Raw genomic sequence first — 11571 nt, 5'->3', positions numbered from 1 at the left:
CTCCTTGCCGGGGGTACGCACGGGAGAGTGGGCCATCACCCGCACCAACACTGCTGAGGCTTTGTGCAGAACGTGTCCCGTAAGTGATTAACCAAGTGTCTGAGACCGCGTTTGAGATCTGCCGTATCCCGTGGCTGGAGAGGCCGTTGAGCCTTGGGTGAGTGGTTCCGAGAGCGGGTACCCGTCGGATCTGACGGATGGGCAGTGGGTGTTGATCGAGCCGTTGCTGCCAGCGGCGAGGGTGGGGCCGAAGGGCGGGCGGCGAGAGAAGCACCCACGGCGGCGGATCGTGGACGCGATCTTCTACGTGGTGCGGACCGGGTGTGCCTGGCGGCAGTTACCGAAGGGCTTTCCGCCCTGGCCGACGGTGTAGTGGTATTTCACCTGGTGGCACGACGACGGCACTGTCGAGGGCATCCACGACGCCCTGCGAGACAAAGTGCGCGATGCCGTCGGACGCGACACCGAGCCGAGCGTGGGCCTGATCGATTCACAGTCGGTTCGGTCTGCCGACACAGTGCCCGTGGGGACCAGAGGGTTCGATGTCGGGAGGTGAAGGGCCGCAAGCGGTCAGCACGGACACCCTCGGCTTGCTTCTGGCGGTCCACGTGGTCGCAGCGAACATCCAGGACCGCGACGTCGCGAAGCGTTCGTTGTTGTGGACCCGCCTGGACCACCCGGGCGTGCAGAAGATCTGGGCCGATCAAGGCTTCGCCGGACGCCTCGTGGAGTGGACCAGTACCGTCCTCGGCCGCGAGCTAGAGATCGTGCGCAAGGCTCCGGGCCAGCGCGGTTTCCAGGTCCAGTCGAAGCGGTGGGCCGTCGAGCGCACACTCTCGTGGATCACCTCCCACCGGCGCCTGGCCCGCGACTACGAAACCAGTCCGGCCCCGGTCCGAGACCATGATCCGCTGGGCGATGATCGGCATCATGGTCCGTCGAACCACTCGAGGCCGACCAGCCTCACGCCCAGGACCCCGTCCCCTCTCGTCCGCGCCTGGCCTGCGACTGCTTCCGTTGAGGTGTCTGGTTGGATTCGGACATGGGCAACGGTAGCCACGAGGATTCAGGTCTCTCCAAGAGCACCTGGAGCGACGCGGATTTCGAAAACATGGGGTGGCATGACGCCACCGTCCACGGCTTGTCCGTCCAGCTGACGCATGGCATCCTGCCGCGTCTCCTCCTCGACCTCGACTACATCGTCCGCTGGGTCCACCCGGTCCCGCCCGCAACACACTTTTCATTCTGGGTCTCTCCGGCGACACTCGTTTTCGACGATGTCTTCGACCTTGAGGGCGACCTCGACTTCAAGGGTTTCGCCCTGGACTTGGAGGTCGACAGGGTGCACCGGCTAGTGCCGAATGATGCCCGCCCGAACTTTGCACACTGTCCGCTCTGGCACATCGAAGGCCACGCGTTTGACTTGAAGTTCCGGGCCTCGGGCTTCCATCAGTACGTCCGGCAGACTCCGAAGCTCGTGTCCCGGCAGGCATTGCCCTATGCCGAACGCGGGGGTTGTGCCTTCACCGAACTTGGCTTCAGCTGACTGGTGACCTGCCGAGGCATCTGCCGACAGTGAGCACAGCAAACGCGTCAACACAACCTGGGCTGGCCAGATCTCAAACACGGTCTCAGGGTGAGCCCTGAGGCGACGGAACGGTAGGGCAACTTCCGTGTACGTGATCCGTAACGGTCGCGGGGCACACGCGAGTTGGGCCACCTGACTGTGCACGCTCTGTGTGGCAGTTCAGTACGCGCCGACCAAGAAATGTCCCACGGGGGAAGACCATGCATTCAGCTCGCAAGACCTGGAAGTCGTACGCTCTCGGCGCGGCGGCCGTCGCCACGATCCTGACGTCCACCGCCTGCGACCCGAGCGGCGACAGCGACGCGTCCGGCACCCCTGCCGACACGCCGTCCGCGACCGCTTCCGCCAAGCCCACGGGCGACGCCAAGCCGAGCGGCGACGCCAAGCCCAGCGAGGGCGGGAACAGCGGCGGCAACTCCAGTGGCGGGAACGGCGCCGGTGGCGCCGACGCCGACGGTCCCGGCACCGACGTCCCGCAGTGCAACAGCGACAGCCTGCAGATGAGCATCGCGGAGAAGAACCCCAACGGCACGGTTCCGCTGCTGCTCGTCACCGCCAAGAACGTCAGCGACGAGGCCTGCTGGGCCTGGATCGCCGAGGCGTCCTTCGACGACCATCCCGCGGCGATGGTCGAGGAGAAGACCCTGCCGAAGTCCACGGTCGTGCTCAAGCCCGGCAAGTCGGCCTACGCCGGGATCTCCACCGGGGACATCAGCGAGGAGAACGGCAAGGGCTTCGACCCGTCCTCGGTGGCCATCGGCATGGGTTACGCCAGCGAGGGCGATGAGCCCGTTGTCGAGGGCCCCTGGGTCACCCTTGAGCTGCCGGCGTCGGTGAAGTGGTACAGCGACAACACGGCCAAGGTCACCTACTGGCAGCAGACCGAGTCCGCCGCGCTCAACTGGTAGCCGAGGCCCTGGACTTCCAGGCCACCTTGTCCCAGGCGGCAGCCCCGGTCACCAGCGGCGAAGGCCCCCCCTTCGCGCCTGCGTGGCCGCCCTGCCCCTGCCGCGCGGGTTCCGGCATCGCCGGCCCGGCCCCTCGTCGTGGCACGAGTAATTTTCAAGAACTGTGGATGACGTAGAGAGCGTTCTGCCCAAGGGGTTTCGGGGGCGTACGTTGTGTGGCGCCCCCGCGGGTGGGCTCCGGCATGCCGGAGCCCACCCGCGGGGGTGGTCAGCGGATTATCAGGACGAGCCCCACCCGAGGTAACTCGTAGCGGGCGAGGGTGTCATGGGCCGCTTCTCTCCCGGGGGTGTCTCCGATCGGCGCCTGGAGCATCCGGCAGGGGCGACGGGCGTCGGGCGTCGTGGGCCAGTGGACGGTGTCGTGTCGTGCTGGGGCCCAGGGCTGCAGGGCGGTGGCGAAGGGCGGCGGCCGGGGTGTGATCTCGAGCTGAGACTCCTCGTGATGGCGCGACTTGCATCTTTTGTCGTGATTCTGAAGAGTCGTCACATGAACGATGCGTTCTCTACTGTCCTTGCCCTGCCTGTCATCGAACGGTTGTCGGCATCGCTGACCCGCCGCCGGCTCGGTGACCTCTCGATCGTGGTCGTCGACCACCCGTGCGTCAGGGGCGCGGTCAGCCTCCAGGGCGGCCAGCTGGTTGCCTGGCAACCGACGGGATCCGAACCGCTCTTGTGGCTGGGCGAGCTGAACACGTGGCGGGCGGGGACGCCCGTGCGGGGCGGTGTGCCCCTGTGCTGGCCGTGGTTCGGCACGGTCGCAAAGCCGTCGCACGGGTTCGCCCGCCTCCTTGATTGGGATCTCACGGCGCACGACGACATCGAGGACAAGGTCGGCCTGACGCTGGAGCTCAAGAGCTCGGAATCGACGCGTCGTATGTGGCCGCACGAGTTCACGCTGCGCACTCGAATCACGCTCGGCGCGGCGTGCGACATTGCGGTCGAGGCGCACGGTGACTACACCAGCACAGCTGCCCTGCACACCTACCTGTCGATCGGCGCCCTCGGCCAGGCGGAGGTCTCCGGTCTCGGTACGCAGTTTCGCGACAACCTTCTTGCGACGGACCGGGCCGATGCCGCCGGCGCGGTGACGCCCGAGGATCACATTGAGCGGGTCTACACACATCCCGAGAGGCTCAGCGTCCTCGCGGACCAGGCCCGCGGCCAGACCCTTGAGATCACGCACCACGAGGCGAGCGACGTCGTCGTCTGGAATCCCGGCGCAGAACTGTCCGCCTCCATGGTCGACCTCACGGACGAGGACTACCGCCACTTCCTGTGCGTGGAGACCGCACGCATCAACTCCCCGCTGGAGAGTACGGCCGAACGGCCCAGCCGACTGGGCCTCACCCTGCGTCTCCTGCCGAACACCTGACGGGAGCGCGCTCCACGGCATCACATGATCCCCGCGAACCCGACAACCGGGATACGCCGGGGCCCTGGGGCGGGGGTGGTCGCGTGAGTAGGTGACTGGGCGAATCGGGTTGGGTGTGGTTCGCCTCGAGGGACGTTCCTGATCTGGCACCGATGGTCAGTGGTGCAAGACCTCTCGCGCTGCTTGCCCGCAGCGGACATCTCTGATCAGAACATGGCCTGAGCCTGCCGGTTGCGAGCAGTCCGGACCGTGCAGGTCGAGGCTCTCGAGGTCCACGGGGAGTACGAAATAGGGACCGACGTATGCCGGGTCGAAGGCGAAGCTCACGCTCGTGCCGCTGCCTTGTGGTGGATGGAACTCTTGGGGAGCGGTGAGAGGCCGGATGCCGGTGTGGACTTGACGCAATCCGCGCCCGGCGTGCCACATCTCCACGGATGTCTGTCGGGACACCGCGGCAGCTGCTGCCAATAGCCACCACTCGGGGCCGAGGAGGGAGCCGAAGTAACCGGGAACGGGGGCCCCGGAGGCTTCCCAGGTGTGAGCCTGGTCGATGGATATTGTGAAGCTGCTGTCGCTGGTGATCTCGAGGAGACCATGCAGTGTGTGTTCCCCGGCAACGCTTGTCGCTGGATGAAGCACATGGCGCCCCACCGCGCAGATCAAGTGGGTTGGGAGCGTCGGATTTCCGAGCCCCACTCCGAAGTACATGCCCGGTCGTTTGCGCACGACGGCATCGAAATCCAGCACCGTGATGTCAGCAGCGTCATACGAATGCTCCGTCACGACCACACGCTATCGATGGGCGGCCCATCTGAAGGTGCAAATGTAACCAGTAGAGGGAGTTCCTCGGGAGCTCGGTCCTCAGTCAGGCCGTGAGGTTCACCAGGGGTGCGGGAGAGGTCGTCAGCGGTGGCCCAGCACGTTGACCACCCGTCCGCTGGGGTCGCGGACGAAGAACCGCCGCACGCCCCACTCCTCATCCTGCAAGGGGTGCACGATCTCCGCACCGCTCTCCCGCATCACCGCATAGGCCGCATCCACGTCGTCCACTTCGACGCTCATATCGGGGGTGACAGGCGCGGTCTTGTCACTGGTCATGACGCTGATCTGCGCTGCCGGGGTGGACGGAGAGGCGAGCGTCATGATCCAGCCGTGGTTCATGACCTCCTCGAAGCCCAGCAGGCCATAGAACTCCCGGCTTTCCTGCGCGGCCTCCGACTGGATGTTGGGCACGACACGGCGAACGGTCATGGACGACTCCAAGTGAGAACAAACGTGTCTCTACGTCCCCTCAGGAGTACTACGGCACATCCGCCGCCGCACACACTTTCGCAACACGCCCTCGGGCGCGTTGCGCTGGCAGTCGCCGGACGGAGGGATGTTCCGGACGTTCGGGCTGCTTGCCCCCATCGCGTCGACTAGCTTCGTTATCCGATGCGACAGACAGGGCAGGACGGCCGGGCGGACGCCGGGTCCGTCCTGAGGGAGGGAAACCGCCACGTGAGCCACCTCGACCCCGAAGACGCCGTCGGCAAGCAGGCCGCCGTTCTGGAGTTCTCCGACGACCTGCGTGGCGCGGACGTCCGTCCGCTGCAGGCGTTCCTGGCCGCACGGTTCGGCGAGCTCGCCGAGAACCAGATTGAGGGCACCGATGCGCACTGGACCGCCGCACACCTGGCGCAGGTGATCGATACCTACTGCCGTGACCTCGACGACGACCTGGTCACTTGGGAGGTGACGGTCCGTGAGCGACGCATCCAGGAGCCCGGACTCGTCCAGATGCTGCGCCAGAGCATCGCCACCGACTGGAACCGCCTCGTCGACACCGCCTCGCGGTGGGCCGGCCACCCAGACCACCTGTCGCGCTGGCGCCGACTTCGCTACTCCTCGGTGGAGCACGCAGAGTTCGTCGAGCAGGTCCTCGGGGACGCCACCGACGCGGGAACGTTCTACGACCAGGCGTGATCTCGGAGAAGGGCCCCGGCCTCCAGGGCTGTAACAGGGGCTGAGGCCGATGGGCGCACTGTAGTGGGCCTCACCGATTCTCCCCGTGCTCGGACTGCGTGCTCGCGGTGTTGTCGCGTACATCAACCCGGACACACCCAGGCAGCTGTGCGCCGCTCAGACGACGGTCGAGCTCGGCATCCAACGCAGTTTCTCCAGCCCGGGAGGGGGCGTAGCGGCTCCACTTCCGAAGCAGGGGGCACGGGCCTTGTCGGCCTGCTGACCAGCCGCTGCTTCACGCACTCCTCGCGGCCGTTGTCAGTGGTGGGCGGCACAATCAGCGTCATGACGAACATGCGGGTGATTCCCGATGCCGCGGCGTACGGGCAGGCTGTCGAGGATGCGGTGAAGGCTGCGGCCGCGTACTACGCGGGCGGCGACAGCGCCTTGGACGACGACGCCTACGACCGTTTGCTGCGGGAGATCGCCGTGTACGAGGAGGCCCATCCGGAACAGGTGCTTCCTGAATCGCCGAGTGGGAAGGTCGCCGGCGGCGCCGCGGTGGGCGATGTGCCGCACACGGTGGCGATGCTGTCCCTGGACAACGTGTTCTCCGCCGAGCAGTTCGCCTCCTGGACCGCCTCCGTGGAGCGCCGCATCGGCCGGCCCGTGACCGCGTGGAGCGTGGAGCCCAAACTCGACGGGCTCGCCATCGCGGCCCGCTACCGCGACGGCCGGCTCACGCAGCTGATCACCCGCGGCGATGGCACCGCCGGTGAGGACGTCTCGCACGGCATCGGCATCATCGAAGGCCTGCCACAGCAGCTTGCCGAGCCGCTCACCTTGGAGGTGCGCGGCGAAGTCCTCATGACCACCGCCCAGTTCGAGCAGGCCAACACCGTGCGCACCGAACACGGCGGTGATCCGTTCGCGAACCCGCGCAGTGCCGCGGCCGGCAGCCTGCGCGCCAAAGACCGCGCCTACACCGTGGCGATGACCTTCTTCGGTTACGGCATGCTCCCGCTCGCCGACACCCCTGATGCCCTGGCCGAACGGCTACGCAGCGCGCCGCACAGCGAGCTGATGCACCGGGTCGGCGAGCTCGGGGTGCACACCGCGGACGCCACCGACGTGCCCGGCCGCACGGTGCCCACCCCGGCCGAAGTGCAGAACCGCATCGAGGAAATCGCCGGCTTGCGGGCCGCGTTGCCGTTCGGCATCGACGGCATCGTCATCAAAGCCGACCTAGCCGCCGATCAGCAGGAAGCCGGCTTCGGCAGCCGCGCTCCGCGCTGGGCGATCGCCTACAAACTCCCCGCCGTCGAAAAGATCACCACGCTGATCGCCGTCGAATGGAACGTCGGGCGCACCGGTGTCATCGCCCCACGCGCTGAACTCGCGCCGGTCGAAATCGACGGCTCCACCGTCAGCTACGCGACCCTGCACAACCCCGCCGACATCACCCGACGCGACCTGCGCCTCGGCGACCAGGTCATGGTCTACAAGGCCGGCGACATCATCCCGCGCATCGAAGCCCCCGTCGCCCACCTGCGCACCGGCAACGAGCAGCCGATCACCTTCCCCGAGACCTGCCCGCAGTGTGGCTCCGGCATCGACACCAGCGAGCAGCGCTGGCGCTGTGAACGCGGCCGCAACTGCCACCTCGTCGCGGCCCTCACCTACGCCGCCGGCCGCGACCAGCTCGACATCGAAGGCCTGGGCGCCTCCCGCGTGGTCCAGCTCGTCGAGGGGGGCTTGGTCTCTGACATCGCCGACCTGTTCACCCTGACCGCCGAGCAGCTGCTCGCCCTGGAACGGATGGGATCCACCAGCACCGACAACCTCCTCACCGCGATCGAGCAGGCCAAAACGCAGCCGTTGAACCGGGTGCTGTGCGCGCTCGGGGTGCGCGGCACCGGACGGTCCATGTCCCGCCGCATCGCCCGCCACTTCGCCACCATGGACGCGATCCGAGGCGCCGACGCCGATGCCATGCAGCAGGTCGAGGGCATCGGCTCGGAGAAGGCACCAGTGATCGTCGCCGAGCTCACCGAACTCGCCGACGTCATCGACAAACTTGTCTCCGCCGGGGTGAACATGACCGAACCCGGCGCCACCCCACCGGCCGCAGACGGCGAAGGCCAGGACGAACCCGCCACGACGGCAGGCCCGTTGGACGGGATGACCGTAGTCGTCACCGGTGCCATGACCGGTCAACTGGAGTCCCTCAGCCGTAACCAGATGAACGAGCTCATCGAGCGGGCGGGCGGCAAGTCCTCCTCCAGCGTCTCCAAGCGCACCTCGCTGGTCGTGGCGGGGGAAGGCGCGGGATCCAAGCGCGCCAAGGCCGAAGACCTCGGCGTCACCCTCACCACCCCCGACGACTTCGCCACCCTGGTGGCCGATCTCCTGCCCTGACCCGGAGATAAGGACAGGCGTTGCGGCCAAGGCGCCTCGCGGAGCGAGAACACAACGCTTGATCTTCGCTAACCCACCATGAAATGGGCCCAGTTGAACTCGCCTCGCCGGTGCCCAAAGGAGACGCCCTAATTCCTTTGCAACGGCCCCGGGACGTCAGGTCGAGTCCCGGGGGTGTTCGAGCAGTGAGGACCGTCACGCCCATTTCGAGCCCGGCTTGTGAAGCCTCTGGTTAGACCGTGCGGATGGCCCTGTTGCTCGTGGTGGTGGCTGCCGCGTGGGCACCGTACGGACGTCTATTGAGAACCAGGCGATCAACGTCTTCGCTGTAGAGCGGCGCCGTCCGGTGTCTTCGTGGCCGCCACCACCCCGTCCCGTGGATGTTGGCGCCCGTGGGCGCCGGGCGGATGCCCGAAGACGCCCCGGCCTTGATGCCTCTGGCTAGAGAGGCAACGCCCGGCACCTTCGGGCGTCAACACCTACCACCTTGATCACTCGTTGGTGCTGGTGGGGCGAGCCCATCGCACGGTGACCTCTCGATATGCCTGAGCTGTCTGAGCTCCCGCAATAGACCGAGGCCCGCGCGGTGCGCTGGTGCCACGAACACGGCTAGTGAGGCGTCGGACCGGATCTGTTGCGGCCGAGTCCTGGAATTAGGTCGCCGCGTGGCCCACACGCGCTCGTGAACAGCGCAAACACCTGCACCATGAGGAAGGAACTACCTTGATCTACTGCGGAATCGACTGGGCGGAACGGACACATGACGTCGCCCTGGTCAACGACACCGGCGAGTTACTGGCCAAGCGGCACATCACTGATGACGCCGCTGGCTACAAGATCTTGGTGGACCTGCTCGCCGAGTACGGCGACACCGAAGAGGAACCGATCCCGGTCGCCATCGAGACTTCCCGCGGCCTGCTGGTCGCAGTGCTGCGGCAGGGCAAGCGGCAGATCTTCGCGATCAACCCGATGGCCGCGGCCCGCTACCGCGACCGGCACAGCGTCTCGCGCAAGAAGTCCGACCCAGGCGACGCCCTCGTCCTCGCCAACGTGCTGCGGACCGACATGCACGCCCACCGCCCTCTGCCCAACGACAGCGACCTGGCCCGCGCCATCGCAGTCCTGGCCCGCGCCCAGCAGGACGCGACGTGGAACCGCCAGCAGATGGCGAACCAACTTCGCTCACTGCTCCGCGAGTACTACCCCGCCGCCCTGGACGCCTTCGCCACCTGGACCAACGGCCTCTGCCGCCCAGAGGCCCGCGAACTCCTCAAAGTCGCCCCCACTCCTGCCAGGGCTGCCCGGTTGAGCCGCTCACAGATCAGTGCGGCACTCAAGCGGGCCGGCCGCAAGCGTGGCATCGAGGCCGAGGCCGAGCGACTCCGTGAGGCCCTCCGCGCTGACTGGGCCCACCAGCCGCCGCTGGTCGAAGACGCACTCGGCAAGCAGACGCTCGCTCTCCTGGGCCAACTGGACGCCGCCTGCACGGCCGCCAATGACCTGGCGAAGGCGGTGGAGGAGGCTTTCCCTCAGCACCCGGACGCTGAAGTGATCTTGAGCTTCCCGGGTCTCGGCGTCCAGCTCGGCGCCCGGGTGCTGGCCGAGATCGGCGACGACCACAATCGGTTCGCCGATGCCCGCGGGCTGAAGGCGTACGCGGGTGCCTCACCCATCACCAGGGCCTCCGGCAAGAAGTCCAGCATCACCCGACGCCGGATCAAGAACGACCGCCTCAACCACGCTGGCTACCTCTGGGCCTTCGCGGCCCCGAACGGCTCCCCTGGCGCCAAGGCTCACTACCGTCGACGCCGCGACCACGGCGACTGGCACGCGTCGGCCCTCCGAAACCTCTTCAACCGCCTGCTCGGCCAGCTCTTCCACTGCCTGCAGAAGCACGAGCCGTTCGACGAACAAATGGCGTTCCCCACTCCACTTGCTGCTGCGGCTTGACTCTTAGCTTCGTGAGGCGTCTAGCCAGCCAGAGGGCGGTGCAGCATCAATCTGCCGTTTCCACTGAGTGGCGCGCTCGCCGCGGCATCCTCTGCTGCTTGGTGTCCCGTCCCCAGACCTCGCACTCGCCGCCCTGGGCGGTGCGAGCGAGGATGCCCTCCTGGTGGGGTTGCCCGTCACGCTGGTTGGAGGTGACGACACCTCCAACCAGCGTGGGGAGACGGGATGGCGCCGCCAGTCACCGTTTGGAGGCTGGCGGGTGGAGTTGGAGCAGGTTCTTGCGGCGGTCGCCGACATCCTCGCGAGACGGCCGTCGCGCTGACCCGCCTTGTGCCGTGGGACCGGCGCAGGCCTCACCACCCGTGGCACGGTCCCGGGTGTCAGGGCACAAGTACGATCTTGCCGCGCACTCGGCCGCTCTCACTCAGCTCGTGGGCCTTGGCTGCCTCGGTCAGGGGCAGCGTCTGCGCTACGGACGGGCGTACCCCGCAGCGGTCCACGAGTTCGGCGAAACCGGCCAAGTCGGCCGGGGTAGGTTCGAGGTAGTACTCGAGGAACCGCACGCCGTTCGCCTGCGCCAGCTCGGTCACGTTCGTCCGGTCGACGCCGACGCCCACGACGTCTATGAGGATGCCGCCGGGCTTGAGCGTACGCAGCGATCTTGGCCCGTAGTCCTTGCTGATCGTGTCGATCACCACGTCCACGTCACGCAGGCTCGTAAAGTCGGCAGTCGTGTAGTCGATGAGTTCGTCCGCGCCGAGCTCGCGCAAGAAGGCGTGCTTGGCCGTCCGCGCCGTGCCGATCACGTACGCTCCGCGCGCCTTGGCGATCTGGACGGCGAAATGCCCCACGCCGCCGGCTGCTGCGTGCACCAGAACGCGCTGTCCGGGCTGTACTTGGGCGATATTCACCAAGGTCTGGTAGGCAGTCAGGCCCGCGATGCCCAGTGCCGCCGCATGTACGTGGTCGAGGGTGGCGGGTTTGGCGGCGATGGAGGTCTCGGGTACGAGCACGTAGTCGGCGTGGCTGCCGCGCGGCGGGGTTGCCCAACCGAACACCTCGTCGCCGTGCCGGAAGCGGCCTACTCCTTCACCGCTCTCGTCAACCACTCCGCTGAACTCGTGTCCCAGGACGAAGGGCGGCTCTCCGAACCACTGCACGTGCCCCGCTCTGACCTTCCAGTCCGCCGGGTTGATCCCCGTGGCACACACGCGCACGAGGACCTCACCCGGCGCGGGGCGGGGCCGGTCCGCCTCCGCAACTTCGAGAACGTCCGGTCCGCCCAAAGACTGCTGTCTGATTACTCGCATGTGATCATTCTCGACCCACAC

11 protein-coding genes are annotated in these 11571 nt (G+C 67.2%); 8 read left to right on the top strand and 3 right to left on the bottom strand.

Going from position 1 to position 11571, the window contains the following annotated elements; genetic code table 11:
• Positions 1-130: 130 nt before the first annotated feature.
• The 5 genes from OG430_RS00860 to OG430_RS00845 all read left to right on the top strand — a co-directional run bounded on the left by OG430_RS00860 (position 131) and on the right by OG430_RS00845 (position 3928).
• Positions 131-373: a transposase gene (locus OG430_RS00860; protein WP_327350399.1), complete on the top strand. Its 243-nt coding sequence runs from the start codon at positions 131-133 to the stop codon at positions 371-373.
• Positions 374-542: 169 nt separating this feature from the next.
• A complete protein-coding gene (locus tag OG430_RS49385; protein WP_442816422.1) occupies positions 543-1157 on the top strand; it encodes a transposase in 615 nt (204 codons plus the stop codon).
• Positions 1043-1546 carry a hypothetical protein gene (locus tag OG430_RS00855; protein WP_327350398.1) on the top strand — a complete coding sequence of 168 codons (504 nt, stop codon included), beginning with the start codon at positions 1043-1045 and terminating at the stop codon, positions 1544-1546. Before OG430_RS49385 ends, OG430_RS00855 begins: the two co-directional genes overlap by 115 nt.
• A 242-nt stretch (positions 1547-1788) precedes the next feature.
• A complete protein-coding gene (locus tag OG430_RS00850; protein ID WP_327350397.1) occupies positions 1789-2496 on the top strand; it encodes a DUF4232 domain-containing protein in 708 nt (235 codons plus the stop codon).
• 547 nt (positions 2497-3043) lie between these two features.
• Positions 3044-3928: a D-hexose-6-phosphate mutarotase gene (locus OG430_RS00845; RefSeq protein WP_327350396.1), complete on the top strand. Its 885-nt coding sequence runs from the start codon at positions 3044-3046 to the stop codon at positions 3926-3928.
• A gap of 156 nt (positions 3929-4084) precedes the next feature.
• On the opposite strand, the gene OG430_RS00840 is transcribed toward OG430_RS00845, so the two are convergent.
• Entirely contained in the window at positions 4085-4711 is a 627-nt protein-coding gene (locus OG430_RS00840; protein ID WP_327350395.1) for a hypothetical protein, read from the bottom strand.
• A gap of 120 nt (positions 4712-4831) precedes the next feature.
• A complete protein-coding gene (locus tag OG430_RS00835) occupies positions 4832-5179 on the bottom strand; it encodes a VOC family protein (protein ID WP_327350394.1) in 348 nt (115 codons plus the stop codon).
• A gap of 249 nt (positions 5180-5428) precedes the next feature.
• On the opposite strand from OG430_RS00835, the gene OG430_RS00830 reads away from it, so the two are divergent.
• From OG430_RS00830 to OG430_RS00820, 3 genes are all read left to right on the top strand, one after another.
• Positions 5429-5893, top strand: a complete 465-nt coding sequence (locus tag OG430_RS00830; protein WP_327350393.1) for a hypothetical protein — start codon at positions 5429-5431, stop codon at positions 5891-5893.
• A 324-nt stretch (positions 5894-6217) separates the two neighbouring features.
• Entirely contained in the window at positions 6218-8290 is a 2073-nt protein-coding gene (gene ligA, locus OG430_RS00825) for an NAD-dependent DNA ligase LigA (RefSeq protein ID WP_327350392.1), read from the top strand.
• Between the two features lie 723 nt (positions 8291-9013).
• On the top strand, positions 9014-10240 hold the full coding sequence (locus tag OG430_RS00820; protein WP_327350391.1) for an IS110 family transposase: 1227 nt from the start codon (positions 9014-9016) through the stop codon (positions 10238-10240).
• Between the two features lie 380 nt (positions 10241-10620).
• Here OG430_RS00820 and OG430_RS00815 read toward each other — a convergent pair whose 3' ends face one another.
• A complete protein-coding gene (locus OG430_RS00815) occupies positions 10621-11550 on the bottom strand; it encodes an NADP-dependent oxidoreductase (RefSeq protein ID WP_327350390.1) in 930 nt (309 codons plus the stop codon).
• Between the last annotated feature and the right edge of the window lie 21 nt (positions 11551-11571).

The sequence above is a fragment of the Streptomyces sp. NBC_01304 genome, assembly GCF_035975855.1.
In the GTDB taxonomy this organism is placed as follows: domain Bacteria; phylum Actinomycetota; class Actinomycetes; order Streptomycetales; family Streptomycetaceae; genus Streptomyces.
Note: the sequence above shows the minus strand (reverse complement) of the source record. Positions and strands in the feature narration are given on the sequence as shown.